The organism is Dyadobacter diqingensis (genome assembly GCF_024220585.1).
GTDB classification, from domain to species: domain Bacteria; phylum Bacteroidota; class Bacteroidia; order Cytophagales; family Spirosomataceae; genus Dyadobacter; species Dyadobacter diqingensis.
This window is the reverse complement of record NZ_JAMXKF010000009.1, coordinates 238419-265344: the sequence shown is the minus strand read 5'-3', so window position 1 is coordinate 265344 and position 26926 is coordinate 238419. Positions and strand designations below refer to the sequence as shown.

The following is a 26926-nucleotide window of genomic DNA, read 5'->3' as shown; positions in this document are numbered from 1 at the left end:
TTACTTCTCGCGGTATTGCTCGATAATTCTGAAAAGCACTTTCTGTTTTTCCAGTTCTGGAAAAAAGTCAAAAAGCTGCAAATGCGCATCGTAATCCAGCGTCAGCGCCACTTCGAGATTTATCAAGGCTTCGCGGTAATCTCCTGAGTGTATCTGATAAACAGCCATTCGGTAATACAGGTCGGCTTCTTCCGGCATTTCCTCGATAGCAGCCTGTAACAGATCGCAGGCACGTGCATAGTTGCCCTGTTCAAACAGAACAAAAGACCATTTCAGCCAGATATCCGGATTTGACGGCTCTATTTCCGCGGCTTTTTCAAAAGCTTCAAAAGCCGAAACCACATTACCTACCCTGAACTCCGTCTCAGCCAAAGCGAGCCAATAATCAGGATTTAATTCCGTGATCTGAATTGCCTTTCTTAAAAAACCAACGGCCTCATACCAACGCCCAAGCTCACTGAAACAGATTCCAAGCCCATACCATCCATCATCCCACTGGCTATCCAGCTTCACCGCTTCCCGGTAATATTTGATGGCTGTTTCAAATTCTCCCAGTTTCTCGTAACAGGTTCCCAGGCAGCAGCAGGTTTCTGTTTGCTTGCCTTCAAGCTCAATCGCTCTCAGGTACTGTACTTTTGCCTGTTCATATTGTTCCAGACTCATATACGAATTCCCTAACTGGAAATACGCAGAAGCAAAATCGTCTTTAACCAGCGTGGCGTATTCGTAGGCATTTACGGCATCCTCGAAACGTTCCAGCTTACTGAATGCAATCCCGAGATTATACCAGGCATGATGCGAAAAAGGATCTCTGTCGACCAGCTCATGATAATAAGCCAGATGACTTTCCAGTTCCCCGATCAAGTCCAGACAATGCGCCAGTTCATATAAAGCACTTTCGTTGTTCAGATTGTTGCGAAGCGAGAGTTTGTAGTTGAGAATCGCATCATCGTATTTACCCCAATTCTGATAAGTCTGACCTATCTGGAAGTAAATTTCATCCTTATCCTCTACCTTGTTCAGCAAGCCTTCCAAAATCGAAATCGCCTCTTCATATTCTCCCATCATATTGGCAATTCCAACCTGCATGAAAGAAATTTCAACGTCTCCCGGATGAAAAAGAGATGCCCGCTCCAATATTTCCATTGCCAGATCGTGTTCACCACGGTTGGCGTGAAGCTGTACTTTACTAAGCAATAAATCCAGGGAATATGGAAAATCTGTCAAACCCAGCTCACAAGCCTGATAAGCTTTATCCCAATCCCCCTTTTCCAGATAATACTCTGTAACCTTTTCGTACGTATCCAAATCAAAAAACTCTGACTCATTGGTTTTTAGCATTCTTTCAAACCTGAGCAGTGTTTCTTTCATGTAATCTTTTCTTTCCCCGAAGTTTTTCTCCATCATACGGATCAGTAGGTTAGAGTTTAGGGTAAATTTACCACTAACTATTGTAAAAGAAAGTTAAAAATAAATCCGGTTTATTCAAATCTTGCCTACCAAACTTTCACTCACACGAGCGATCGTTTTTTCAATAGGCTGAAATTCAAACCCGATCGTTTTTTTTATTTTTCCGTTGTCATAACGGAAACGCCTTGCACTCGATTGTGCCGTTTCCTTTGTAATAAGTGGCTTTGTTCCCATCAGCCAGGTCCGCACAGCTTCAACCCGCCAGATTATTGCTGCCAAACCCGGACCAACTTTAAACGAAGGCCGCTTTTTACCCATGGCATCGGCAATATTATTAAACAAAGATTGATACGAAATGCTCCCCGCATTCAACAAAAATCTTTCTCCGGAGATATCAGAAAACAGCAGCGCTACAACCGCCCGGGCGACGTCCTGCACATCAACGTAATTAGCTATTCCTTCCGTATAAAAAGGTTTTTCCTGATATACATAACGGAAAATCTGGGTGCTGCTCTTCGACCAGTCGCCTTCCCCTAAAATAAGCGTTGGGTTCACGATCACCGCATTCAGCCCCTCGGCCATGCCACGCCATACTTCCAGCTCCGCCAGATGTTTTGATTTTGCGTATTCAGAATTTTCCGGAGATTCCTCCCAGCGCTGTTCCTCATCAATCACAAGATCCTGGCCTCCGATGATTTTACGGGAATCGGGACGACCCAGTGCGGCAATACTGCTGACGTGACAAAGTTTTTTTATTTCATATTTCAGGCAAACGTTCACAACATTGGCCGTCCCTTCCATATTCACTTTGTACATCATCTTCCGGTCGCGGGGTACGAAAGACACAACAGCAGCCGTGTGCACTACATATTCAACATCTTCAATCGCTTTCTCCAACGAACTGATATCCAACACATCCCCTTCAATCCATTGTATTTTACTCTCAATATCAGCCACCAGACTTCTGTCTGAGCCAGGACGAAAAAGCGCAAAAACAGTATGATTTTCTGCGAGAAACTGCCTCGCAACAGTACTTCCAACTAAACCTGTGGCACCGGTAATAAGGATTTTCATGTAGGTAGAACGAACAGTAGATCACCAAAGTTCGCCTGAAAAAATGACTTGTTAATAATCGCCATTCATTTATCTGAAATATCACCAGGTTATAACTTCCTATTTCCCCAAACTCTTCATCGGATCATACCCGGCATATCCTTCCTCCATGATTCGGAAACCGCGTGGAATATAACTTTCGGGATCGGACGCAGCCCATGTTCCCAAGCCATCAACGTATCGGTTAAACATACAAAAAGCTGCGGCAATTAACACAGTATCATGAATTTCTGAATCTGTTGCGCCTTCACTTTTCGCTTTTTCAATCTGCTGTGTCGTTACATATTTACCACCCTTCTGAACACTTCCGGCTATCGACAACAAAGTTTTCATTTTTTCCGAAACCGAGGCTTTGTTAAAATCCTGCTTTATTTCCCCAATCAACGAGCCATCGTCGCCCAGATAACACTGCGCCGCAGCTCCGTGCACGCTTTGACAAAAAAGACAGTCGTTAAGATAAGAAACATAGGTGGCGATCAGCTCCCGGTCTCCTCTGGACAAGTCGTTATCGGTCGTTCGCAACAATGCTTCGGCCAGGTCGTTCAATGGTTTCGCTGTTTCAGGCCTAAATGCCATAAGGCCGCGAATTCCGGGAAGCTGGTTTTCTTCAGGGATTTGGATGTAAGCCATTGCAGTTAGAAGTATAAAGTTGAGCGTTGAAAGCGACGGCTGTCACGCATTAAACAGCCGTCACCGGGAGCAAAAATTATGGCTAATAACCTTTCGTCTCCTTAATATCTTTCTGTATCGGGATGGAAAGTCTGCCAGCTGTGCCAGAATTCCTGATAAGCATTTATTGGTGTGAGGTGCCCTTCCGGTCCTGTTGAAAGACTTTTCCCAAGCAAATTATATTGTTTTTTATCGCTGAAAATTGTGTCGTTTTTAATTGAAAAAATTTCAGCATTCGACGGTCTGATGAAAGCAAAAAAACTTTTGTTGTCCGTCGCCAAAACCAACACAGTCGGCCTGCCGCCAATCTCGCTGTTAATAACCCGTTCCTTTTTCAAACGATTCCAGTCAAAAGCTTTACTCTGCTTATCAACCTGGATCCCAACCACCCATGATTTTTCTTTCCATGAAATAGAATCTGTTCCGGTAAGCTTGGATTTGCCTTTTCCACTTTCATATTTGCTCATCGAATCATATTTCATCTGAAACTCCGGATCCGGCTGCATGATCAACGTGTTAGGATGTAATTTGAGCCATGCTCCCAATGAAGTCTGGGTGCTGTGTACTTCCGGTAAAGTTTGTCCTTTTAAGGGACCTGCAATAGCTTCACCATTGGCCTGCCGCCACCAGCTATGCGTCGTTCCATCCTCAAACATGGCATTGAAATGATCCATACCAACAAGCCTGAAAAACTCGGGTTTGTTGTTTACAACCGGCTCAAAAACCCTCCCGGTCCTGCAAACGGTGCAATAAGTAACGATGATAGGTTTGCCATTAAGCCTGTCCTGAACCTGATGGTGATAGCCGATATACTGGATCGGATACGCTTTGGCCTCCCCATTTTCCTCAACACCGATTACAAGGCGTTCCTTATCCACTTTGTTTTCTTTAACGTTTTTCAGCAGCAAAGTTTTAGGCTGGTAAAACATGGTGTCAGCAGCCATTTCAAAATTGGTACCATAAGTTATCGCGCCGGCCAATAAGAGCATCAGCACAGGCAGCCACTTTTTATTGGTTTTAAAAGCAGCAGCAAGACCTGCGAGCATTAACAGTGCAAATAAGCCCCGAAAAATCCAGCGCTGATTATGCAGGAAATAGGCGAGATCGATGCTGTTCACATGCTGGCTTGCGCCGGGCATGGGCATGATAAAATATACTTTGGCTATTTCAAATAAAATAAGACCAATAACACCGAGGTAAAACAGTTTCTTCATCGGAAATCATGTTGATATTCATAAGTTTATGTAATTTAGAGAAACGGACTCGTCAAATGACAAGCCCGTTTGCTTGAATTAATTAACCTATGATAAGTTCTTTATATTCGTATCAGGATCTTTGCTCAGCCAGGCGGCAGTAAGGGCAACCAGAAATGGTATCGAAAAAACCATCAGGGCATTGCCAAAACCACCGAGGATTGTAACCAATGCCCCGATAAAAAAAACAGCAGTAGCAGTAAAAAAACGGCCAATATTGAAACAAAAGCCTGTGGCCGTAGCCCGGATCACTACCGGAAACAGTTCAGGAATGTAACTTGATAACGCCCCCTGGCTTATTCCAAAGCAAAGCGAAAGCGCGGCCGTTTCGAGATAAATGATGTTGCCGAATGTGTGATTGGTTATAAATAACAGCCCGCACATCACAATGCAACCGGAAAAAGTAAACATCAGCGTTTTTTTGCTCCCGAAGTTTCGGATCAGAAAACCGGAAAGAATTCCTCCTGTTATTCCGCCAAGTCCAAGCAACACCATTGTAAGGCCTCTTTGTTTCTGACCGTCCTCGCCGGCAGCTAAAAGCGACTGCACCCAGGTAGGCAGCCAGGAAAATATACCCCAGAGTCCTATCAATACTGAGCCGAAAATGATCGATCCGGCTATAAGGTTCGGACGGTTTCTTTCATCAAAAATATTTTCCGGTTCAAGTACGAGCTGAGTCTTCGTCAGCTGCCACGAATTGGATTCAGGTGTCAAAAACAATATCAGCAGCGCTACAACAACCGGTATAATCCCCAGCCCGAAAGCGGGACGCCATTCAGCAAAAAGTATATTCAAACTTCCTGTGGCTACAATACCGATTGGAAAAGACACCGCCAGCACACCAAGCATCACAGGTCTTGTACGTTTTTCCCAGATCTCTGAGATATAAACGGTCGATACCAGCAGTACACCGCCGACACCCATACCTGTTACAAACCTCAGCCCCATGAGCGAATACCAGTTGGGTACAATCACAACAAGACAGGTGGCAACGCCATAGAGTCCCGTTGTTAATGCCAGGGTTTTTGTTCTTCCAATCTGATCACTGACCACGCCAAAAAATAATCCACCGAACATCCAGCCGTATAAAAATGTCGCATTAACAAAGGCACCGATCTCCCCAAGTTCAGCTTCCGAAACTTCTCTGTGCATCAGATCAGGGATAGCAACCGGCAAGTAAACCGACATCAGGGTAGATACTGTACCGCTGAAAATATAGGCGATCATGCAAAGCGAAAACACAAGCCATTTTCGTGTGGCTACTGTTTCAATCAGAAAAGTTTCGTTCAGCGTATCCATTCGGCCTATAAGATTTTGGGGGTATCACAAACAGGAATCGAAGTATTTAAAGCCTTGTAAGCAAATTTTTTCAGCTTGACCGGCTCCAAAGTTTTTTCTCCTTCTGTAATTTTATACAACTGATTCGGCTTTACATTTCTAAATATTTCCGGCTGTTTTTCTCCAACCCATGTGACTGCTATTTCATCAATTATAGCGGCTTTGCCGATACCAATTTCTCTTCTCAAAGGTGATGCGCCAAAACTTCCGCCAGAATTCAGGTCACGGTAAACAGCCCTGCTTACACCATTTTCCTTAAAACTGATTTTGATTTTAGCACCGATCGCCGACCGATTGCTTTTTGTTCCTTCCAGTGCCAGTTTTATCCAGTTATTGGCATTTTGCCCGGGATTCATATACAAAGAATTGTTGTAGGCATCACCCTTGTAAGCACCACCGACTTCAATGAAAATATCCTGATCGCCGTCGTTGTCCATATCGGAAAAAGCCACGCCATGTCCCTTTTGAAGATTCCCGACTCTTCCTGAAATGGTGACATCAGCAAACCGCTTGCCGTCAATATTCTTGTAAAGTTTGTTGGGAATAAGCGACGTGTAATCCGGATTTCCGGTACCGAGGTACATATCCAGATAACCATCGTTATCGATATCCCCGAAATTTGAACCCATTGCAAAAACACTGTGATTTAATCCCGCTTCCTCTGAAACATTTTTAAAGGTGCCGTCATGGTTATTCCGATACAAATACATTTTGCTTGATTTGTTAGGAATTCCCAAAGCATCGGTCGCCACAGAATAAGCAAGTGTTTTATCCATTTGATAACCGCAAACGAAGATATCCTGCCAACCATCGTTGTCATAATCCCAAAACCAGGTAGGAAAAGTCGATGCGCCAATGTTTCCGACACCGGAGATTTCGCTTACATCTTCAAATTTCAGTTTTCCATTCACAACACCTTTATTCTTCAAGAGGACTTTGTATCCTGACATCGTGGAAATAAAAATATCCTGAAAGCCGTCATTGTTATAATCCGCTGCGGCCACTCCTTTAATAAAGGCGTTTACATCACAGCCGGCTTCTAGTCCTACGTCTGTAAACTTACCGTTTCTATCGCTCAAATATAATTCACACCCGTGCTGTTCGCCGCCTTTTGCAGATTCATTTCCAATAAATAAATCCAGCCAGCCGTCATTATTAAAATCCCTCCACACACCCGCCTGGGTTGGATGCAGAGAAAACAAACCACTTTGAATTGTTACATCCGTGAAAGTATCGTCTCCGTTGTTTCTGAATAAGGAATTGGGTTGTTTTCCAAAATCACCCGCCATCCAGGCGCCCCGTAAAACCAGAATATCAATAAAACCGTCATTGTTATAATCTGCCTGGATCATGTTCAGACCGCCTTTGAAACGTTCAAGTCCCGACTTCGCGGAAATATCTGTGAATGTTCCGTCTCCATTTCCTTTGAAATAATGCATGCTTCCATCCAAACCCCAGTCGGATGTTACGATATCGTAGTGACCGTCATTATTTAAATCTTCAATCACAACACCTCCGGCCCTGTTGCGTTTGTTCAATCCAAGCTGCGGAGCGATATCTTCAAAAGGTTTGATACTGATATCGGTCGGATCCTGATTCAATCCTTCAATCAGCCATTTTGAAGGAACATTTGCGGGATATTCTCCCAAAGTCATATAGGCAATATTCAGCAGCCAGCGCGCTTCATAATCCTCCGGGTTCTTTTTAAGTATATTTGAATAAACCTCAATCGCACGGTTTGATCCCGTTCTGATCGTATGAATACCCGTATTAACAATAGGTATCAGGCATGATTCGCTGGTGTGGTTTCTTACACAATTCTGACGTTCACCAAGACGCATGTTTGCTATCCCCAGACTCCCTTTCACTAATTCAGCATAGGTAGTAAACTGATACTCTGCCAAAGGCACAATCTTTTCAAGGATATCAACCGCTTTTTGCTCTTCACCCATTTTAAGATACGCAATCGCGGATTGATGCTTCATTACAAAACCTCTGTATGCATCAATGTTATTACTATTAACTGAGGCATAAAAAGCCAGCTCTGCTTCCGGACAAAATGGATTTAACTTATTGAAGTTGTTATTGTTAATCTCATTTAAAACCGAAATCATTTTTTCCTCATTTTCCTTTTCATGCCCACATGAAAACAGGAACATGCAAAAAGCGATCAGGAATACTTTTCCTGAACCGATAAAAATCAGCACTTGACTGGCTTTGTTTGTCGTTTTCATCTGAACATCTGATCAAAATTCAAACTCACATAATACAACCCACCCACAGATGGTGAACCATAGGCCTGCATGATATACTTGTTCGTCAGGTTTGCTGCACCCAGCTTCACAGTCGTTTTTAAAGACGGAATCTTATAACTAACCTGAGCATCCAACAAGTTGTAGGCGTTTATTTTGCCAGGGCGTAATTCTGTAAAACTGCCATACCAGTCAAAAGAACTCTGCCAGTGCCAAGCCACGCTAAAACCTAAGTTTTCAGTCAATCTCGAATTGCTCAACACCAGGTTTGTTTTCCATTTCGGCGTATTAAACGCAGGGATATTATTAGGATTTGCATCCAGAATATTAAAACTGGCCCAGGTCCCGTTGGCATTAACGCGATAAGATTTAGGGAAAGAATAAGTCAGACCTGCACTTACACCCTGAATCGACACTTTATCCGCGGCATTGGTATACAACTGAAATGCCTGAATTTTACCCGCAGGAATATCTCCCGCCGCCGCTACATTTATCGATCCGTCTGCCAGCAAAACATCGGAATTAGGCCGAATAACCACTGTGCTGATAATAAAATCCGTGTACTGGCTATAATAATAGTTCAAATCAACCAGCAGTTTTTTGCCAAACAAACCCTTATAACCTACCTCATAACTTTTTACTTTTTCCGCTTTGATAAAAGGGACATTAGACTTCACCAGCTTGTCCTTGTTATTGGCAATAGCCTGTGGAAAAGGTGTACCCTGCTGCACTTCCTTTCCGAAGGCCGCTCCAAAAGCAGATACTGATGCCGCTGTAAATGAATTTTCATAGGCATTCAGTCCCACCGTGTTCGATGGAGCACCTCCCAAAATGATGATGGGGCCAACATTTAATTTGATATACTGATCACTGATCGTCGGGTTACGGAAACCGGTTTGGTATGAAGCTCTGAAATTATGGTCTCCAACAGAATACACGGCCGAAGCACGTGGGGTAAACCGTCCTTCGAAATTTTGGTTTTTATCATAACGTCCTGATAACGTCAGCTTCAGATGATCTTTCAACAAGGATTTGGACGCCTGTGCAAATGCGCCGTACTCGTAATTGGTCAGGTTTTTGTCCTTATCGTCAAACAAAGTACCGCCCGTATTCAGAAAATATTTCCTGTAATTTCCTCCCACCTGTAAATTGAAAACTTTCAGAAAAGAGCTGAAATCGTACATCCCTTCGATGTGCTGCAATTTACATTCGCTCAATATCCCCGCTCCTGCCAAACCTCTGGTTTTTATCAGTCTGTCTTTTGCATTGTCAAATTCAGCACTGCCAGGTAATACTCTTCCCCTGTCAGCAAAGGCACGTGCGGCATTGTTATCCTTTGGCGTAACACCGTTTACTGTTCCGTTAAAAGCAGCGGCGTATCTTGTAAACCAGGTTGCATCAGCTTTATCCGGCGTCACAGTGGCACCATTCAGATCCTGAACCCAGGTACGGTTGATCTGCTGCCCTAATGCCCGCGTGTTGTAAGAATTGGTTGACAATTCTTTATTGGAATAAGCCCGGATATAAAAATTACTTCCTTTTAATTCCAGCCGGTGTTGTATCAGCTTAAAATCATTGATCACAAACCTGTTACTACCTGTGTATTGTGCCGTTCCCTGGTTAAAATTCCCCTGATAAATGGCTTCAATTTTATCGGTGATACGATAATGCAGAGCGCCATTCAGTTTCAGGCTGTAAACACCATAGGTAGCGAGGTCTTTTTCTTCATAACCCGTTCTCGATACGCGACCGATGCCCACCAGACTTTGCGCCACTTCGTCGCCATAAATGTTCAAAGAGTTTTTACCAGGGTTATTAGGCCCTCTGTTTTCAACAGGTGTGTTAGGGTCGATATCGGTGTAATCATTAGCATACCAGTCGGTACCTTTGAGATAAGATGCATTAACCTTAAAAGCCAGACGGTTATTAAACGACTTGGCGTAACGAAGTGCCACGTCATACATCGGCTTGGCTCCAAGGCCTGTTCCGTCGCTGAGGTGATTCACTCCAAATTTTGTCTGAACACTTAAACCCTGATATTCGAAAGGGTTCTTCGTGCGTGTGTATAACATGCCGTTGAATGCCACCGGGCCATAAAGTGCCGAAGCAGCGCCCGGAATCAGCTCGACGCTTTCAACATCGATATCATGCGGGCCAAATAAATTTCCCATCGCGAAACCTAAACCTGCGGGCTGGTTATCTACGCCGTCCACCAGCTGCAAAAAGCGGCCGTTACCCGTTGTGTTAAATCCGCGGGTATTGATCTGCTTGTATGTAAGGCTGCTCGTAACCATATCCAGAGATTTCATGTTCACCAGTCCGTCATAGAAATTCGCTGAAGGTGTTTGCTGAATACCCCTCAAATCCATTTTTTCAATACTCACCGGCGACCGTAGTATATTTTCTTCAACCCTCGACGCTGAAATCACCACCTGATCAAGTTCTTCCGCCGACGATTTCAACGCAATCGTCACCGAAGACTGGTTATTGACTTTGAATTCCTGACGTTCATATCCCACCAGAGAAATCACTATGGAAGATGACGCAGTCGTTGTTATTTCAAATTTTCCTGTTGCATCTGTTATCGTTCCGGCAATATTTCCCTTCACCACAACCGAAGCTCCCGCCAGCGGTTGTCTGGTTTCCGAATCCTGGATAAGTCCGGAAATTTTAATGGTTTGGGCATTTGCCATAGAAATGAATGACAGGATCAGAATAAATACGTTCAGGTAAAGGTTTCTCTTCATAAAGTTGCCGGGTGAGTATGCTGGGTGATAATTTATTATTTTTTCAAGTGTTCATAGCCTTGCGGCAAGCGGTTATATCCATGATTGACAATCCTTTCGCCCAAATATTCGTAGAACTCGGGGTTTGTTGGCGTTACGCTGGCCAGTCCGTCCACATAGCGATTGTACAGACAAAACAATGCAGCAATTAATACCGTATCATGAATTTCCTCGTCTGTTGCACCTTCCGCTTTGGCGGCTGCAACAGCCTCAGGAGTAACCTCTTTTCCGCTTTTCTGGACCAGTTTGGCAATTTTCAACAGCGTTTTCATTTTGCTGCTGACCGGCGCCGTATCAATATCCTGCTTCACCATTTCACAAGTTTCTGACTCTCCCAAAAGCAGATCGGCGGCCGCTGTATGTGCCGTGGTGCAAAAAATGCATTCATTATTAAAGGAAACCACCGTTGCGATCAATTCCCGTTCGCCCTGACTAAGCGTCGAATCTCCCCGCAGCAATAGCTGGGTAAGTTCGCGAATCGGGGCGGCCGTATCCTGCCTGTATTCCAGTAAACCTGTGATACCCGGCAAATGTGATGGCAAGGGAATATGAGGCATCGTTATTATTATTTTATGTTAAATGTTCTGCAAGCTGAGTAAATCAATATCGGTTGTAACCTACGAAAGCCATGCGCTCACCCATTTCGCGATAGGCTTCGTTTTCCTTTGGCGCCCATGTTCCGAGCCCATCAACGTAGCGATTGAACATACAAAAAGCAGCCGCTATTAATACGGTATCGTGGATTTCCTGGTCAGTAGCCCCTTCTGCACGGGCCGCGGCCACATCTTCTTCCGATACATGCTTTCCGCCTTTCTGCACTTTTGCAGCAATGTTTAATAGTGTACGTAATTTTGGTGAAACAGGGATCTGGATAAAATCCTGTTTGATATCATCCAGCAGATTTACATCGCAGGATAAATGAGCCATAGCCGCCGCACCGTGTGAGGTATGACAGAAATGGCAGTTATTAAGGTTCGATACGTAAGATGCTATCAGCTCACGCTCTCCGCTGGTTAAGGAAGACGGTCCACGTAAAAGTACTTCCGCAAGCGCGCAAAGCGGTTTTGCCGTTTCAGATTTGAAACCGAACAATCCTACAATACCAGGAAGTTCTTCGTTTGGTAAGGCTATATGTGCCATTTGAGAATGCAAAATTAGTCAGTCTGTAAACGACCAACGATTGAATTACCGCAGCTAAAAAACTACGACAATTAACTCAAAATAAAACAGTTACATCATTAAAACCTTTTCTCAAAAGCTGTTCAGCAATGATTGTAAATTGATAAACAGCAACAATACCGCTTATTCACAATCTGTAAACGGATCGGTCTTGATTGTATGAGAAAAAGGAAATTAAGCCAGATCGGGTGGTGGCGAAGGAATGCTAAGAGAAGATTTTTGCGCAGTGAAATGATACTGATCCGCGACAACCGCCGCCGGAGCCGACCATTCCATGACATAGAAAATATGTTTCCGGGTGGAAGTCATATAATCCTTAAGGAAACTTTTTAGAATTGTTGATGGTAATTTTTTATGCGTATCGGCATTACTTCCGGCAATTTCATCATTAATATGTGACACCAGCGTCATAAACCTGTCGCGTGCGTTCTGATCAAATTCGCAGTGGACATACATCGTGTCGTTTATCAGCTGTTTGGATTTCATCTGGTAATACTCACCGTCATGCTGGATTTTGCCTTCCGCGGGTTCAGGATTATCCCAATTGGTCTGATATGGAATCGACACCGGAACCTTGATCACAATGTCTTTGGAGTAGGGATGCCGTTCTATATAGTCTTCATTTCCAGCGCTTATAGCATACTTTTCCTCAAACAGATAAACCACCGAGTAGCCCATCATGTTGTATAGCAAAAGCCCGCAAAGCAATATGGATAGAATCCGGCCCAAGGTTATAAAAGTAAAATTATTACTTACAATTGTACAAATATATCAAAATCCATAGAATTTGCAAGTGGCTGTCAGATCAGAAATCGCGCTAAATAAATCAGGAATTTTTCAGTCACAATTTGTAACCAATTTTTACATAGTGTAACGCTGGTTAAAAGAGAACTATGGTTGTTTTTTGCGGTAAGCTAGAAGTCAAGACTGGGAGTGCCCTTTTGAAAACGGGGACGGCCCAGTCTTGACTTCTAATCCTCTTCTTCAAGTTCAAATATTTCGTTAACAGTCTTCTCGAATTGCGCTGCAATTTTCATCCCCAATGCCAATGTCGGTGAATATTTGCCTGCCTCGATTGCATTAATCGTCTGGCGTGATACCTGAACCCGTTCGGCAAGCTCAGCCTGTGTTATATTTAAAATGGCCCGTTCGATTCTTATCCTGTTTTTCATAACAAACTCTTTTCTCTCTTTGCCTGCAAAGCAGGTTCAGCGTACAATAACCAATAAAAACGTGCTATAAAAATCAGAAGCGGTGTGAACATATTGTAAGACAAAACCAGCAAAAACGATCCGCCATAAACCAGCAGGATGCATAAAACAAGCATGAAATAATTGGCATATATCCCCCACTGCAAAGCTTCAAGCCGTATTTGTGCTATCCGTTCGTCTTCAACTTTTTGTCTTGAAAAAGCAACGATAAATAATCCGGCAATTATTAAGACACACAATAACTCATCCGCAACATCTAAAACTATGTTTCCGTCCAAAACCTGAGGATCCAAAAATCCTTTCCCTGCCGAAAATGGCCATGGAAAACTGATTTCCAGTTTAAAAGGAACTGCCTCTCCGGCAAACAACCCCCAAAACAGGATTGTCAGCCCAATACATGTAGCAACCCAGCCCAAAAGCTGGTAACCGTGCGGCAGAAGATATTTTGTTTTCATGAATAACGGGAGGTTTTAAAGTACATCTGTTTAACGTGATAAATGTAAATTATGTTTTAATAAATGTAAAATTTAATTTACATTTTATACAACAAACCAGACACCAGGGCGAAAGGGAAGTCAAGTTTTGAAAACAGAGAAGCCCAGTCTTGACTTCACTATGTCGTTGCTTCATACTTTCTTGTTTATAACGTAACCGCTCTCAAGCCGATTTCACTAACTTTGCAGCATAAACTAAATAAGAGTAAAGAATTAATGGCAATTATTGACCCTAAACGCTATACCGTCACCGCGGCATTGATTTATGCCAACGGACCTATTCATATTGGCCACCTTGCCGGATGTTACGTACCCGCCGACATTTACGTGCGTTATCTGCGCGCTAACGGGAAAGACGTGGCATTTATCAGCGGAACCGACGAACATGGCGTTCCTATTACTATTCGCGCAAAAAAAGAGGGACTGACTCCTCAGCAGGTTGTTGATAAATATTACACACAAATTGACGAATCCTTTAAGCAATTGGGGATTTCATTTGATATTTATTCCCGCACCAGCAAGAAGGTTCATCACGAGACTTCTCAGGAAATTTTCAAAGATTTATATGATAAAGGTGTTTTCATAGAAGAAACCACTGAACAATATTACGATGAAACCGCTCAGCAGTTTTTGGCTGACCGCTACATCGTGGGAACCTGCCCGGTTTGTGCCAACCCGAATGCCTACGGCGACCAATGTGAACGTTGTGGTTCGGCATTAAGTCCAACAGAACTTATTGAGCCGCATTCCATGCTTTCAGGGGCCAAACCTGTAATGCGTCCTACGACGAACTGGTTCTTGCCGCTTGATAAATTACAACCGCAGGTCGAAGATTTCGTGAACAGCCATCCGGAATGGAAAACCAATGTATTGGGACAATGCCAGTCATGGCTTAAAGAGGGCCTTAAACCGAGAGCGATGACCCGTGACCTCGACTGGGGAATTCCGGTTCCATTGCCAGATACCGATGGAAAAGTGCTTTACGTTTGGTTTGAGGCGCCAATCGGTTATATCTCTGCCACCAAAGATTGGTTGATCCAGAAAAATGGTACTGACGAAGGATGGAAAAAGTGGTGGCAAAAAAACGAAGAAGGTGCTGAGGAAACGAAACTCGTGCATTTTATCGGAAAAGATAACATTGTATTCCACTGCATCATTTTCCCTGCAACGGTAATTGCGGAAGGCAATCTGATATTGCCTGACAATGTTCCTGCCAATGAGTTTATGAACCTGGAAGGCGACAAAATTTCAACATCCAGAAACTGGGCCGTATGGTTGCATGAATATCTGGAAGAACTACCGGGTAAGCAGGATGTACTCCGTTACGTACTTACGGCCAGCGCGCCGGAAACGAAAGACAGCGAGTTTACCTGGAAAGATTTCCAAACGCGTAACAACAGTGAGCTTGTCGGGATTTTTGGCAATTTTATCAACCGTGCCGTTGTGTTAACCCAGAAATTCTGCGACAGCAAAGTGCCGGCTGCTGGTGAATTAACAGAGACTGATCAGGCTGTCCTTGCCGAACTGGCTGCATTCCCGACGAAAATCGGTGATGCAATGGAAAACTACCGTTTCCGCGAGGCACTTACTTTTATTATGGACCTTGCCCGTTTAGGAAACAAATACCTGGCCGATACACAGCCATGGCATGTGATCAAAACAGATCCCGAACGTGTGAATACGATCATGAATATTGCACTTCAGATCTCGGCATCTTTGTCGATCGTATCAGAACCGGTACTTCCATTTACCGCTGAAAAAATTCGTACGCAACTGGGCGTTCTCAATAAAACCTGGGCCGACGCAGGAAAAGCCGATCTGTTGGAAGCTGGACAACCGATCAGCGAAGCAGGACTTCTTTTTGAAAAAATTGAAGATCACATCATCGAAAAACAAATCCAGAAACTTCACGACGCTAAACGCGCCAATGAACTGGAAGGAAAAGTGGTTGCTCCCGTGAAAGCTGAAATCCAGTATGACGATTTTACCAAAATGGATATTCGTGTGGCTACCATTGTTGAAGCCGAAAGCGTACCCAAAAGCAAAAAACTTTTGAAGCTGAAAGTGGATATCGGCAGCGAGCAACGCACAGTTTTAAGTGGAATTTCAGAGCATTTCAAACCGGAAGAAATAATCGGCAAAAAAGTTTTGTACCTGGCCAACCTTGCTCCCCGTAAAATGATGGGCATGGAAAGTCACGGAATGATTCTGATGGCTGAAGACAAAGATGGCAGCCTGGCTTTCGTTCAACCTGGTAAAGAGGTCTGGGACGGAGGAACGGTTAACTAATCCTGAGATATATTGTACAAAAGAAAAACCCCTGATACAGCGATGTGTCAGGGGTTTTTCTTTGGAAATAATATATGAGGTCAGTAGTAACTGATTTTATTCAAATTCCTTTTTCAGTTTGTCATACAAAGCATTCACACGGTCTACCAAAACCCGGCACTCCGACTCCGTCATGTTTTCAATGGTGTTCGTTACAGCATTGGAAACAACCCTCCCCTCTGCATTCAGTTTGGCGCCAAGTTTTTTAGTGTGTCCGAGTATGTTTTCCCATTCGCCTACAAGTTCGTCGGAAAAATATTTAGGATCGATGATGTTGAAATAAGCTGCCTGCGATTTGAGTTGCTCCTTAGGTTTCCCACCGCTTTCGGGGGCACGGAGACCGTCTGCCAACTTTGAAAGTTCAATATAGGCAAAGATGTTTGACTTTTTCATAACGTTGTGTTGAATATGGGAGGTAATACGTAGACGAATATACAGATATGTAGCCTTATTTTTTCAACAAAAAATTCAGGTTTACTATATCTTAACATTAAGTATTGGCAGGGTGCAATAATTTCAGGTTTAAAGAGCAAAATAGCTCATACTGCCTGCAAGCGAGGTTTTTATTTACAAAAAATAATATCGAAATATCTTGAAACCTCCGAAAATATGAAGGCCCCACAATTCGTCATTGTGAGGCCTTCATATTATTAAAATCCCTGTCCCGGACTGCCTACCAGCGCTCAATATCCACTTTTCTACGAAAATCATCTTGTTGGTGATTAAATGGAAGAAAAAGGACCAAATGACGTTTACCGGCATCATATCTCGCCGTGATATTATCAGAATCTACACCATCAGGAATAGTGAGTGTGCTGATAAAACGGATCGTTTTCCATTGTTCTTCCTGCTCCTGGCTCTGAGCGAATATCGGCAAAAGGTGGTATAACCGCATTTTGTCTTTAACAATTTCAAGCTGTAAATCTTCGGACTCGATGCCCGGCGCTTTTACTGTCACTTCATAACCATCGGTACCTTTTTTGAGGTTTACTACCGGTTCGCTGTTTCCTCCGTTAATGGTATTGGTAAAATCAATATGCATTAACATTTCCCGCGGTATTTTTATCTTGTTTTCCATGGTGCTTAGCGTTTTGAATTCATATTTACACATTAAACAAAAAATTCCGTACCAGAAATTCCCGATTGGTGTTAAAGCAAGTATTGAAGATTGCAACAAACACCTCAATCATCTAACAATCAAATAATTAACAAAATAAGCCGATTTCAAAATAAGACTATACCACTATAAAAATTATAGTTACTGCCATTTTTACAGTTAATGATTATATAAAATGCCATTCTGTCTTTAAACCTATCTGACTCATAGACTCCAAAATATCATAAAGGTTTAAAATACAGATAGTAATATTTTCGGTCGATTATACCGGATATACGAAAATGGCACCCTCAACGATCATTATGACCTAAATCTCGTTCGGGAGCGATCTGGTCACGAACGCGTTGTTTCATTTCTTTCGGTTCCGGAAAATGCCCCTCCCTTTTCCGGTCCCACAAAAGGTGATCGTCCAGCTTCACGGTATAGCGCCCAGCAACTTCCGACGGCACCAGTGTGACCGCATGCACATCTTCAACAAAAGTAGTGAGTAACTCCTGCGCCATCCAGGCTGCACGTAAAAGCCAGCCACATTTAGGGCAATATTCTATGGTAATTGTGGGTTTCATGTTGCGTCATTTTTTGATAAAGTTAATGAAAGGTTCTTAATCAAAAAGTGAAAGAGCGGCGTCAGGGCGTTCCGCGTAGAGTTGCTTGGCTTAGGCATTTGTAACATTCAGCTGCCGCAGTGCAGATTAAGAAATCCACGCATACAGCACCTGCTGCAAATCTGGATCACCGAAGTTACATAATCACGTATCGGCCGTCAAAAGGATAAATCAACATGCAATAAAATGGCCTCGAACCAATATTTCATCAGAAATCAAGACGCATTACATTATTTGACAATAACCGTAGTGGATTGGGTAGATGTTTTCACAAGAAAGGAATATAAGCTGAAAATTATTGATTCGCTTCGCTATTGTCAAAAACAGAAAGGACTTCGGATATTTGGCTGGTGCCTCATGTCTAACCATATGCATTTGTTAGCCACAGCCAGTAATGAATTCAGATTATCTGACATCATTCGAGATTTTAAGAAATTCACTTCAAAACAAATTGTTTCGGCCATACAGAACGAGACTGAAAGCCGAAGGGAATGGATGTTGCATAGATTTGAATATGCCGGAAAATATAAATCCAACGTAAAGGATTTCAAATTTTGGCAGGACGGCAATCATGCTATTGAATGTTATAACGCCGACTTCTCACGACAAAAACTTCAATACATTCATCAAAACCCAGTCAGAGCCTTAATTGTCGAAGAAGCTGAAGATTATACATTTAGCTCCGCGAGAGATTATTCGGGCTTAAAGGGATTGCTGGAAATTGAATTTCTCTGAGCGAGCTAACACCGATTTGCAATCGGTGTTGTTTGGCTTTGCGTTTGTAACGCTCGATAAACAAACATGAAGATTTAATACTTTCTATTCTCAGGTTAAATCGGCTTTATTTATGTTTCTTATTGTAGCGTTACAAACGCTAAACCAAGAAACCCCGATTACAAATCGGAGTTAGCACCTAAACAAAAAATCCGGGATGAACTTTCATCCCGGATTTGTGTACTAAGCCTAACCTTTTTAACCCTAATAAGTATGTTCTGGTAATGTATTTTTCATGACTGATACAAAAGTACAGCACGCGCCGCTTGCATTTTAGCGTGATTATCCCCGATTTTTCAATCACGTAAATCCTATTCCCTTAAATCGTAATTACCCCTGATCTGGTAAGTAGAATTACGTGTTTTATTTTAACAATACCAATTAAAATACTAATAATCAAACATTTACAATCACGTAAAAAACCCCGCATCCTTGCTCTCCTTGTCAATCATTTCGCTTCGGGCTAATTTTACGTATTATTAATTTTATTTATTAACTCTCTCCCATTTTCAAGTACAATTATGGCAAAGTTTACAGGTCACGAAGGAAAACTTATCTCGTCATTTGAAATTAAGGCGTTAACAGAACCCCACCACGCAAAAGAAAAGGATATCGCTGCAAGAGGTGATAATTACGTTAAAGCAGAGTTTTTCGGAATCCACACATTCAACAAATTAATACAATCACACGGCGATAATTGTGTTGGTTTTCGTGTATATTACGGCAACAGAGACGAAGATCATGAAGGAGATGAGCCGGTATATGGAAAGGGGAAACCCACATCGCGCTTAGTTATTGTCCCTGTTTCGGCTGACGGCAGAGACATCACAAAAGGAATGGGGTTAAAAGACATGCCCAACAGTGACGATGGAATGTCGGGAGGTCCTACATGTCCAAAAAATTGTTAATTACTAATTAAACTTACAATAAATGGTTGAGACCTACATCTCTTTCGTTCACAATCATTTAATACCCTGTATTGCAGTTTTTACCACACTAATACCTTTATTCTTAATTTGGTATAGAAGAGCTTATATAGATCCATCGTTCCTGTTTCTACTTGAATATTTAATATTTAAGCTGGTGATAGATCTCGTTATGTTTCACTATGCTTCTTTAAGAACCAATAACATATTGTTTTATAATATCTGTGTACCAGTAAGATATGCTTTGCTCAGTGCAATGTTTTATCATAAATTTGAAGTGAAAAAATTCAAAAAGAGTATCCTCTACGCCATTGTGGGATTTACTTTTTTTTCTTTTTGGGATATTTTTCGTTCCAATCCTGACATAAGCGACTTACACAATCATAATATGGTGGCTTATGCGACAACATTGGAAAGCTTTCTAATGCTTTTTTGGACACTTTTATATTTCTATGAAACAATTAACACACTGAAGATTCCGAATTTGCTTACGTTTCCTTTTTTCTGGGTGTGCTCAGGAATTTTGCTGTACTATTCTAGTTTTATTTTTATAGCACCAGTCCTTCATTATACCGAAAAATGGAAAGATCCGCTCGAATTGGGTTTTTTGGAGAAAGTTCCTTATATATTTGAAACAGTATCTCTTATACTATTTAGTGTAGGAATATGGATTTTTTCGAAGAGATATTATGCAAAACAGTGAGCAGCTAAAATGGGCTATACTAATTGCCATGATGGCTATGTTGATGATGGCATTTTTTGTGATCCTCTTCGTTATGTTCTACCAAAAAAAACAATTGCATCAGGAAAAAAAGCTTCGTGAAATTGAAAAAGACCATCAGCGCAAGCTCCTTGACACCGCACTGAATTCCGAAGAAAACGAACGCAGGCGTATTGCTCAGGACCTTCATGACGATATTGGGACGATGTTATCACTTACTAAGCTGAGTTTGAATCAGCTTAGTAAGCTGGTAGCAGATTCTGACATCAAGGAAGATCAGATTATGCGAAAATCACAGTCGCTGGTGGAAGAAACGATATTGCATGTGCGGAGAATTACCCGCGATTTGGTACCAACCACCCTGGAACGATTTGGTCTGGCGGCGGCTATTGAAGAATTTATCAACAAACTGGAAGAAGACAATAACCTCCGACTTTCTTTCCACTCCAACACCGAAGATGCTCCGCGTCAAAGCCAGAAAGTTGAGCTCACAATTTACCGGATTATGCAGGAACTTGTAAACAATTCGATCAAGCATTCGAAATGTTCGCAGATTGAAATTAACTTGCAGATCAATAGTAAATTTATTGGATTGATGGTGACCGACAACGGTATCGGGTTCGATCCTGAAATGATCAAAGAAAGCAATCTGGCCGGCCTTGGGCTATTGGGTATCGAAAGCCGGCTCGCCATTGTGGACGGTACCATTGAATATGAGAAACCAAAAACCGGTGGCTGTCAGGCTTTTGCTCAGATACCCGTGGTTCACGCATCCGGAAACAAACCTGAGCCATTACATCCATTTCGCCGTGAGCGAATGACAATTTAACATCATGAAAACCTTGAAACTGGGCATAGCTGACGATCACGAATTATTCAGAAAAGGATTTATTTCCATGCTGAGTAATATTCCGGATTTTGATTTCGTCCTGGAAGCGGCCAACGGACAGGAACTTCTGGATAAGTTGCCTGGCAACCTGCCTGATATCGTTTTCATGGATCTGCAAATGCCGGTTATGGATGGGATTCAGGCTACTGAGCTCGCTTTTGAACGCTTCCCCGAAATCAAGATCATCGTCGTTTCCATGTACAATGAGGATCGCTTCGTCATTCACATGCTTGAAAAAGGCGTTCAGGGTTATTTATTGAAAGACACCAGTCCGGATGAAGTTGAAAAAGCAATCCGTCGCGTAGCCGAAGAAGGGTTTTATTACAATGATTTTGTCTCCAAAGCGATGCACCGCAAAATGGTGAACCGCCAGCCCAATAAGCATCCGTTTTTCCCGAATTCATGTAACGTAGCCCTTTCCGCACGTGAAAAGGAAGTACTTCAATTGATCTGTGACGGACTGTCTACCACCGAGATAAGCGATAAGCTGTTTATCAGTATCCGGACCGTAGAAGGTCACCGTCTGCGTGTGCTCGAAAAGACGGGTACAAAATCCACCGCGGCCGCCGTAGCTTTCGCGTACAAAAATCAGCTGCTTTAATAGCTTTAAGCGGTTAGGAGTTAGGGTTCAGACTGCTCGTCAAAATTTTTCCCGCAGGTCTTCTGCTGGAAATCTTTGCCTTTATCAACATATTACTTCCTTTTTATTTTTATCTTTCCAAACCATTCAAACAAAGTTTGGCATGTCCTGAAAATCTGAATTTTCGGCTAATTCCGTATCGCACAGGCGACCCGGTCAACATTCGCTCATTCAATCATTAACCAAATGAAAGTACTCATTGTTTGTACCAATCACGATAGTTACCCAACCAAGTCAGGAAAAACAGGATTGTGGCTGAGCGAGTTGACTCATTTTTATAATGTAATGACCCGACGAAAAGTGCTGATAGACCTGGTGAGCCCCCAGGGCGGAAAAATTCCTGTCGACGAAAGAAGTATGGATTTGAAAGATGAGGTAAACCAGAAATATCTTGCCGACACCACGTTTTTAGAAAAGTTTGAAAACTCGTTAAAACCATCCGACATAAATCCGAAAGATTACCGGCTTGTCTATTTTACGGGAGGAAACGGTGGCTTGTGGGACTTCCCTGACAACGTTGAATTACAGGAAATCACGAGATCAATTTATGAGAATAATGGCATGGTCACGGCGGTTTGCCACGGCGTCAGCGGACTTTTAAATGTAAAACTTTCGGACGGCTCTTACCTTATTCATGACAAATATGTGACAGGATATGCGCACGTGGAAGACACGCTGATGAGTTTCGTAAGCGAAGTGCCCTTTCATCTGGAAGACCTGCTGAAAGAAAGAGGTGCGCATTATACCAAGGCAATGATTCCGTTCGTCGAATTTATTGAAATGGATGAAAGGCTTATTACCGGGCAAAATCCAAACTCGGCAAAAAAAGTGGCGACAAAGGCGCTTGAAGAACTTTTTGAAAAATAAAGGAGAAAAAAGCTGGTAGAAAATAAATCCTGCCCCGCCCTTTTCTCCCGATATAAAATCTGTTACAATTGCTTTTCAAACAGCGATTTCAAAGTAGGAAGAATCAGATCTTTTTCTGATACAATCGGATTTTCGATTCCCCAGTCGATTCCCAAATCAGGGTCATTCCACAAAATGCCTGACTCCGCGCCTTTGTTATAAACATTAGTACACTTATAACTGAACACAGAATCTTCCAGCGCTACAAAACCGTGGGCGAACCCTTCCGGAACGTAAGCCATGTTATTGGTGTCACTGCGTAATTCAAAAACCTCGTGTTTTCCAAACGTAGGCGAATCCGGACGAATATCTACCGCCACATCCAAAACCCTTCCCGAGATAACACGAACCAGTTTTCCCTGCGCAAAGGGCGCGTTTTGAAAATGCAGACCTCTAACCACTCCTTTTATGGAAAATGACTGATTATCCTGTACAAAGTTGGTTGGCAAGCCTAATTTTTTAAACAATTCCTCATTGTAAGATTCAAAAAAGAATCCCCTGTCGTCTTCGAAAACGCGTGGAAAAATTTCAACTAAACCGGCAATGGATGTTTCTCGGATCTGCATAATTATTGTTTGAATTATCTTTTTTAAAGAGCCTTAGTATTTAATGTGCGTCCAAATTTATGAATCTATTTGCAGAGGTTGTAATTTCGGCACATTATTTCGAAATAACATGACATACGAAGCGCTTTTTGACCACATTTCCCAGAAGAAATCTTATCTCTGCATAGGACTCGACACAGATATACGTAAAATCCCGGCTCATTTATTAAAAGAGAGCGATCCCGTATTTGAATTCAATAAACAGATTATTGAAGCAACGGCGGATTACTGCGTTTCATATAAACCCAATATTGCTTTTTATGAAGCATTGGGAGCGAAAGGCTGGGAAAGTCTGCAAAAGACGATGGAATATATCCCGAAAAGTCATTTTACCATTGCAGATGCCAAAAGAGGTGATATCGGAAATACTTCGGGTCTGTACGCGCGTACGTTTTTCGATCCGAGTTCTTCCGGATTGAATTTTGACTCTGTGACCGTTGCTCCTTACATGGGAAGTGATTCTGTTACGCCGTTTCTGGATTTTGAGGGTAAGTGGGTAATTTTGCTTGCATTAACTTCCAATTCCGGTGGTGCTGATTTTCAGAGAATCGAAACCAAAGACGGTTTTTTATACGAACAGGTTTTAAAAACCTCGCAAACATGGGCGGGTGCGGACCGCATGATGTACGTGGTAGGCGCAACACAGGCGCATGATCTGGCCAATATCCGTACCATTGTCCCTGATCATTTCCTGCTTGTACCTGGTGTAGGTGCGCAGGGCGGAAATCTGGAAGAGGTTTCGCGTTATGGTATGAATAAGAGCTGCGGATTGCTGGTGAATGCTTCCCGCAGCATTATCTATGCCGGAGACGGACTTGATTTCGCGCAAAAGGCCAAGGAAGAGGCGCAGGCTTTACAACAGGAAATGGCGGTTTATCTTGATAAGTACTGCAAGTAAGTCAAAAAACGTCATTCTGAATATTTTACAAATCCATTCAACTAATTCCCAATGCAGCTTTCAGAACTAAATACATATACCATACAAAATATCGATCCGGCTCAGCTTGTTGAAGAGTTTGGCAGTCCACTTTATGTTTACGATGGCGGCACGATCCGCCGGAAAGTAAAGGAATTGCAACATGCTTTTTCCGGTGTGAATATGAAGATCAAATTCGCATGTAAGGCCAATACCAACCTTGCCATTTTACGTTTGATGCGTGAAATTGGCGTGGAGCTTGATGTTGTTTCCACAGGAGAGCTGGAAATGGGAAAACTGGCTGGTTTCGATACGAAACAGATCACTTTTACGCCAAGCGGTGTACCTTTTCACGAAGTAAAAACAGCCGTGGAAGCAGGAGCTATCGTCAATGTCGACAGTATTCCTTTGCTTGAATGGTTTGGACAAACCTACGGAAACACTAAACCTTGTCTGATCCGTTTGAAACCTAACGTCGCCGCCGGTGGAAATGTCAAGATCATGACGGCACACGCAGATTCCAAATTCGGCATCTCGGTTTTGCTGCTGGATCAGATTCTTGAAGTCGTAGAGAAATACGATATCAAAGTCATTGGGCTTCATCAGCACACAGGATCTGACATTAAAGATGCAGAGCCATTTTTGCAGGTAGCTGATATCGTTTTTGAAGCCGCTTTACGCTTCCCGGATCTTGAAATTATCGACCTTGGCGGTGGATTTAAGGTTTCTTACAAACCAAACGATCCGATCACGGATATGGAACTTTTGGGAAACAAGATTTCGGAACGTTTCAAAAATTTCTGTGCAAAATATGGCCGTGAGCTGCAATTGTGGTTTGAGCCAGGCAAGTTTTTGGTAAGCGAGTGCGGTAATTTATTAGTAAATACGACTGTGGTGAAGGAAGATCCGGCCCGTACATTTGTTCACATCGACTCCGGTTTAAATCATCTGATCAGACCGATGATGTATGGCTCCTACCATCACATTTTGAATGTATCCAATCCGGCAGGTGTAGAAAAAGAATATACAATCGTTGGCTACATCTGCGAAACAGACACTTTCGCAACGGACCGTCCTTTGCCGGAAGTTCGTCAGGGGGATATTCTGGCATTTTTGAATGCAGGCGCTTATGGCTACACCATGAGTTCCAACTATAACGCACGTTTCCGCCCCGCAGAAGTTTTGGTGGATCATGGTACTGCGAAACTGGTAAGAAGACGCGAGACGCTGGAAGACTTATTACGCACGCAGGTGGGTAACACAGAGTAACACAGAGTATCAAAGAGACAATAAAGAGGTGCACAGAGCTTTATTTAGCATAAACTCCGTGCACCTCTTTTTATCTCTGTGTTACTCTGTGTAGCCTAAATCCTACCCGATTTTCAAGTGGAAAGATTTGGCTTTTGTCAATGCTTCATAACCCACTTTTGACAGCGTAACACCTCTTCCTGAATTTTTCACACCTGTCCAGGCCAGAGCCGGATCCAGGTAATCGCAGCGGTTCATAAACCAGGTTCCGGTTTCCACCTGCTCCCCAATCGCTAATGCCGCGTCAATATCGCTTGTCCAGATAGAGGCCGTCAGCCCATATTGGCTATCATTCATAAGTCTGATCGCTTCCTCATCACTTTTCACGGCCATAATCCCAACGACCGGAGCAAAACTCTCCTCCGTCATGATCTGCATGGTATGGTCTACGTTCACCAGCACCTGAGGCGCCATATAAGGTGTTCCGTCTTTATGAGCAGGAAAAAGTGCCGGATCGATCAATGTTTTAGCTCCCTGTGTTACGGCTTCATCGATTTGTTTCCGGGCAAAAACAGCAGCCGAAGTTCTCACCATCGGGCCGAGCGTCGTGTCCGCACTTAACGGATCTCCAAGGGTATAGGTTTTTGTCAATGCAACAAATTCCTCTACAAACTTATCGTACACGTCTTCATGGACATAAATACGCTCGATTCCGCAACACGACTGCCCGGAATTAAAGAATGAACCATCCACCAGATTTTCAACCGCATCTGCCAGGTTCGCATCTGCGCGCACATAAGCAGGATCTTTTCCACCTAATTCCAGTCCGCCAACAATAAACCGCTCGTTGATAGATTTTTGCACGGCATGACCACCCTCCACTGAACCCGTGAAAGCTACATAAGAAGTTCTGTCATCGGCGATAACACTGGCCACCTGTTCGTGACTTAAATGCAAATATTGAAAAACACCTTGCGGCAAACCTGCATAAGCAAAAGCTGCTGCGTAACGTTCCGCACAAAGCGGCGTTTGCTGCGCATGTTTCAAAATAACAGTATTGCCGGCCATGATTGCAGGAATCACCGAATTAACGGAAGTCAGATAAGGATAATTCCACGGCGCAACAACAAATACAACACCAACCGGGTCACGACGAATAAATCGCTTGAAACCTGCAATTTCTTCTACTTCCACATCCGCCAGGGCCTGTTCTGCTACGCCGATCATGTATTTTGCCCGCTCCTGAAACCCTTTCCGGATTTCATTAGCGGTATAACGGACCGGCCTGCCCATTTGCCAGGTAAGTTCCAAACCAATTTCGTCGGCATTATTCAGGAAATATTCAACGGCTTTATGGCAAAAAGCTGCCCGTTGGGCAACTGTTGTTTTCTTCCATTCTTTTTGTGCTTCGGTTGCTTTAGCCAAAGCATTCTCAATCATTTCATCGGATGCCAGCGACCGTTCCAGATATACCGATCCGTCAACCGGACTTATTGTTGTTTGCATAAATCAAAAAGTTAGAAAAGATTCAGGAAAACCCTACTCC

General features: G+C 42.9%; 25 protein-coding genes. 8 read left to right on the top strand and 17 right to left on the bottom strand.

The window, feature by feature from the left end:
* From M1L62_RS22730 to M1L62_RS22675, 12 genes are all read right to left on the bottom strand, one after another.
* Positions 1 to 1407, bottom strand: coding sequence for a tetratricopeptide repeat protein (locus M1L62_RS22730; RefSeq protein WP_254561924.1), 1407 nt, complete (start codon positions 1405 to 1407; stop codon positions 1 to 3).
* 78 nt (positions 1408 to 1485) lie between these two features.
* Positions 1486 to 2484 (bottom strand): NAD-dependent epimerase/dehydratase family protein, encoded by a 999-nt coding sequence (locus tag M1L62_RS22725; protein WP_254561923.1) that lies wholly within the window; start codon positions 2482 to 2484, stop codon positions 1486 to 1488.
* Between the two features lie 99 nt (positions 2485 to 2583).
* Entirely contained in the window at positions 2584 to 3153 is a 570-nt protein-coding gene (locus M1L62_RS22720) for a carboxymuconolactone decarboxylase family protein (protein ID WP_254561922.1), read from the bottom strand.
* Between the two features lie 101 nt (positions 3154 to 3254).
* Positions 3255 to 4406, bottom strand: a complete 1152-nt coding sequence (locus M1L62_RS22715) for a DUF3179 domain-containing (seleno)protein (RefSeq protein ID WP_254561921.1) — start codon at positions 4404 to 4406, stop codon at positions 3255 to 3257.
* An 87-nt stretch (positions 4407 to 4493) separates the two neighbouring features.
* Entirely contained in the window at positions 4494 to 5744 is a 1251-nt protein-coding gene (locus tag M1L62_RS22710) for an MFS transporter (protein WP_254561920.1), read from the bottom strand.
* A gap of 5 nt (positions 5745 to 5749) precedes the next feature.
* Positions 5750 to 8017 (bottom strand): CRTAC1 family protein, encoded by a 2268-nt coding sequence (locus M1L62_RS22705; RefSeq protein ID WP_254561919.1) that lies wholly within the window; start codon positions 8015 to 8017, stop codon positions 5750 to 5752.
* The gene (locus tag M1L62_RS22700; RefSeq protein ID WP_254561918.1) at positions 8014 to 10782 is read right to left on the bottom strand and encodes a TonB-dependent receptor; all 2769 of its coding nucleotides are present in this window, start codon (positions 10780 to 10782) and stop codon (positions 8014 to 8016) included. Before M1L62_RS22700 ends, M1L62_RS22705 begins: the two co-directional genes overlap by 4 nt.
* Positions 10783 to 10817: 35 nt before the next feature.
* Positions 10818 to 11378, bottom strand: a complete 561-nt coding sequence (locus M1L62_RS22695; RefSeq protein WP_254561917.1) for a carboxymuconolactone decarboxylase family protein — start codon at positions 11376 to 11378, stop codon at positions 10818 to 10820.
* A gap of 43 nt (positions 11379 to 11421) precedes the next feature.
* Positions 11422 to 11961, bottom strand: coding sequence for a carboxymuconolactone decarboxylase family protein (locus M1L62_RS22690; RefSeq protein ID WP_254561916.1), 540 nt, complete (start codon positions 11959 to 11961; stop codon positions 11422 to 11424).
* A 213-nt stretch (positions 11962 to 12174) separates the two neighbouring features.
* Entirely contained in the window at positions 12175 to 12729 is a 555-nt protein-coding gene (locus M1L62_RS22685) for a hypothetical protein (RefSeq protein ID WP_254561915.1), read from the bottom strand.
* 242 nt (positions 12730 to 12971) lie between these two features.
* Complete coding sequence (locus tag M1L62_RS22680) at positions 12972 to 13172, bottom strand: helix-turn-helix transcriptional regulator (RefSeq protein WP_254561914.1); 201 nt, start codon at positions 13170 to 13172, stop codon at positions 12972 to 12974.
* Entirely contained in the window at positions 13169 to 13666 is a 498-nt protein-coding gene (locus M1L62_RS22675) for a hypothetical protein (protein WP_254561913.1), read from the bottom strand. Before M1L62_RS22675 ends, M1L62_RS22680 begins: the two co-directional genes overlap by 4 nt.
* Positions 13667 to 13921: 255 nt before the next feature.
* On the opposite strand from M1L62_RS22675, the gene metG reads away from it, so the two are divergent.
* Positions 13922 to 15994, top strand: a complete 2073-nt coding sequence (metG, locus tag M1L62_RS22670; RefSeq protein ID WP_254561912.1) for a methionine--tRNA ligase — start codon at positions 13922 to 13924, stop codon at positions 15992 to 15994.
* A 96-nt stretch (positions 15995 to 16090) separates the two neighbouring features.
* On the opposite strand, the gene M1L62_RS22665 is transcribed toward metG, so the two are convergent.
* The 3 genes from M1L62_RS22665 to M1L62_RS22655 form a co-directional block, all read right to left on the bottom strand.
* Positions 16091 to 16426 (bottom strand): hypothetical protein, encoded by a 336-nt coding sequence (locus M1L62_RS22665; RefSeq protein ID WP_254561911.1) that lies wholly within the window; start codon positions 16424 to 16426, stop codon positions 16091 to 16093.
* 280 nt (positions 16427 to 16706) lie between these two features.
* Positions 16707 to 17111 carry an Hsp20/alpha crystallin family protein gene (locus M1L62_RS22660; protein WP_254561910.1) on the bottom strand — a complete coding sequence of 135 codons (405 nt, stop codon included), beginning with the start codon at positions 17109 to 17111 and terminating at the stop codon, positions 16707 to 16709.
* Between the two features lie 329 nt (positions 17112 to 17440).
* On the bottom strand, positions 17441 to 17716 hold the full coding sequence (locus M1L62_RS22655; RefSeq protein WP_254561909.1) for an Rdx family protein: 276 nt from the start codon (positions 17714 to 17716) through the stop codon (positions 17441 to 17443).
* A gap of 225 nt (positions 17717 to 17941) precedes the next feature.
* Here M1L62_RS22655 and M1L62_RS22650 point away from each other — a divergent pair, with 225 nt between their 5' ends.
* From M1L62_RS22650 to M1L62_RS22630, 5 genes are all read left to right on the top strand, one after another.
* Positions 17942 to 18490, top strand: a complete 549-nt coding sequence (locus tag M1L62_RS22650; RefSeq protein ID WP_254561908.1) for an REP-associated tyrosine transposase — start codon at positions 17942 to 17944, stop codon at positions 18488 to 18490.
* Between the two features lie 560 nt (positions 18491 to 19050).
* On the top strand, positions 19051 to 19437 hold the full coding sequence (locus M1L62_RS22645) for a hypothetical protein (RefSeq protein ID WP_254561907.1): 387 nt from the start codon (positions 19051 to 19053) through the stop codon (positions 19435 to 19437).
* Positions 19438 to 20144: 707 nt separating this feature from the next.
* Positions 20145 to 21005 carry a sensor histidine kinase gene (locus M1L62_RS22640; RefSeq protein ID WP_254561906.1) on the top strand — a complete coding sequence of 287 codons (861 nt, stop codon included), beginning with the start codon at positions 20145 to 20147 and terminating at the stop codon, positions 21003 to 21005.
* A 4-nt stretch (positions 21006 to 21009) separates the two neighbouring features.
* On the top strand, positions 21010 to 21666 hold the full coding sequence (locus M1L62_RS22635; RefSeq protein ID WP_254561905.1) for a response regulator transcription factor: 657 nt from the start codon (positions 21010 to 21012) through the stop codon (positions 21664 to 21666).
* Between the two features lie 225 nt (positions 21667 to 21891).
* Positions 21892 to 22572, top strand: coding sequence for a type 1 glutamine amidotransferase domain-containing protein (locus M1L62_RS22630; protein ID WP_254561904.1), 681 nt, complete (start codon positions 21892 to 21894; stop codon positions 22570 to 22572).
* Between the two features lie 62 nt (positions 22573 to 22634).
* On the opposite strand, the gene rfbC is transcribed toward M1L62_RS22630, so the two are convergent.
* Entirely contained in the window at positions 22635 to 23177 is a 543-nt protein-coding gene (gene rfbC / locus M1L62_RS22625) for a dTDP-4-dehydrorhamnose 3,5-epimerase (protein ID WP_254561903.1), read from the bottom strand.
* 109 nt (positions 23178 to 23286) lie between these two features.
* On the opposite strand from rfbC, the gene pyrF reads away from it, so the two are divergent.
* Both pyrF and lysA read left to right on the top strand, forming a co-directional pair.
* Positions 23287 to 24114 carry an orotidine-5'-phosphate decarboxylase gene (pyrF, locus tag M1L62_RS22620; protein WP_254561902.1) on the top strand — a complete coding sequence of 276 codons (828 nt, stop codon included), beginning with the start codon at positions 23287 to 23289 and terminating at the stop codon, positions 24112 to 24114.
* 51 nt (positions 24115 to 24165) lie between these two features.
* Positions 24166 to 25401 (top strand): diaminopimelate decarboxylase, encoded by a 1236-nt coding sequence (gene lysA, locus M1L62_RS22615; RefSeq protein ID WP_254561901.1) that lies wholly within the window; start codon positions 24166 to 24168, stop codon positions 25399 to 25401.
* Positions 25402 to 25503: 102 nt separating this feature from the next.
* Here the strand turns inward: lysA and M1L62_RS22610 are convergent, their stop codons facing one another.
* Positions 25504 to 26886 (bottom strand): aldehyde dehydrogenase family protein, encoded by a 1383-nt coding sequence (locus M1L62_RS22610; RefSeq protein ID WP_254561900.1) that lies wholly within the window; start codon positions 26884 to 26886, stop codon positions 25504 to 25506.
* Positions 26887 to 26926 lie beyond the last annotated feature (40 nt).

Excerpts from the sequence above, each read along its gene's own strand:
- M1L62_RS22730 (WP_254561924.1), bottom strand. The coding sequence starts at position 1,407 with ATGATGGAGAAAAACTTCGGGGAAAGAAAAGATTACATGAAAGAAACA.
- M1L62_RS22725 (WP_254561923.1), bottom strand. The coding sequence starts at position 2,484 with ATGAAAATCCTTATTACCGGTGCCACAGGTTTAGTTGGAAGTACTGTT.
- M1L62_RS22720 (WP_254561922.1), bottom strand. The coding sequence starts at position 3,153 with ATGGCTTACATCCAAATCCCTGAAGAAAACCAGCTTCCCGGAATTCGC.
- M1L62_RS22715 (WP_254561921.1), bottom strand. The coding sequence starts at position 4,406 with ATGAAGAAACTGTTTTACCTCGGTGTTATTGGTCTTATTTTATTTGAA.
- M1L62_RS22710 (WP_254561920.1), bottom strand. The coding sequence starts at position 5,744 with ATGGATACGCTGAACGAAACTTTTCTGATTGAAACAGTAGCCACACGA.
- M1L62_RS22705 (WP_254561919.1), bottom strand. The coding sequence starts at position 8,017 with ATGAAAACGACAAACAAAGCCAGTCAAGTGCTGATTTTTATCGGTTCA.
- M1L62_RS22700 (WP_254561918.1), bottom strand. The coding sequence starts at position 10,782 with ATGAAGAGAAACCTTTACCTGAACGTATTTATTCTGATCCTGTCATTC.
- M1L62_RS22695 (WP_254561917.1), bottom strand. The coding sequence starts at position 11,378 with ATGCCTCATATTCCCTTGCCATCACATTTGCCGGGTATCACAGGTTTA.
- M1L62_RS22690 (WP_254561916.1), bottom strand. The coding sequence starts at position 11,961 with ATGGCACATATAGCCTTACCAAACGAAGAACTTCCTGGTATTGTAGGA.
- M1L62_RS22680 (WP_254561914.1), bottom strand. The coding sequence starts at position 13,172 with ATGAAAAACAGGATAAGAATCGAACGGGCCATTTTAAATATAACACAG.
- M1L62_RS22675 (WP_254561913.1), bottom strand. The coding sequence starts at position 13,666 with ATGAAAACAAAATATCTTCTGCCGCACGGTTACCAGCTTTTGGGCTGG.
- metG (WP_254561912.1), top strand. The coding sequence starts at position 13,922 with ATGGCAATTATTGACCCTAAACGCTATACCGTCACCGCGGCATTGATT.
- M1L62_RS22665 (WP_254561911.1), bottom strand. The coding sequence starts at position 16,426 with ATGAAAAAGTCAAACATCTTTGCCTATATTGAACTTTCAAAGTTGGCA.
- M1L62_RS22660 (WP_254561910.1), bottom strand. The coding sequence starts at position 17,111 with ATGGAAAACAAGATAAAAATACCGCGGGAAATGTTAATGCATATTGAT.
- M1L62_RS22655 (WP_254561909.1), bottom strand. The coding sequence starts at position 17,716 with ATGAAACCCACAATTACCATAGAATATTGCCCTAAATGTGGCTGGCTT.
- M1L62_RS22650 (WP_254561908.1), top strand. The coding sequence starts at position 17,942 with ATGGCCTCGAACCAATATTTCATCAGAAATCAAGACGCATTACATTAT.
- M1L62_RS22645 (WP_254561907.1), top strand. The coding sequence starts at position 19,051 with ATGGCAAAGTTTACAGGTCACGAAGGAAAACTTATCTCGTCATTTGAA.
- M1L62_RS22640 (WP_254561906.1), top strand. The coding sequence starts at position 20,145 with ATGCAAAACAGTGAGCAGCTAAAATGGGCTATACTAATTGCCATGATG.
- M1L62_RS22635 (WP_254561905.1), top strand. The coding sequence starts at position 21,010 with ATGAAAACCTTGAAACTGGGCATAGCTGACGATCACGAATTATTCAGA.
- M1L62_RS22630 (WP_254561904.1), top strand. The coding sequence starts at position 21,892 with ATGAAAGTACTCATTGTTTGTACCAATCACGATAGTTACCCAACCAAG.
- rfbC (WP_254561903.1), bottom strand. The coding sequence starts at position 23,177 with ATGCAGATCCGAGAAACATCCATTGCCGGTTTAGTTGAAATTTTTCCA.
- pyrF (WP_254561902.1), top strand. The coding sequence starts at position 23,287 with ATGACATACGAAGCGCTTTTTGACCACATTTCCCAGAAGAAATCTTAT.
- lysA (WP_254561901.1), top strand. The coding sequence starts at position 24,166 with ATGCAGCTTTCAGAACTAAATACATATACCATACAAAATATCGATCCG.
- M1L62_RS22610 (WP_254561900.1), bottom strand. The coding sequence starts at position 26,886 with ATGCAAACAACAATAAGTCCGGTTGACGGATCGGTATATCTGGAACGG.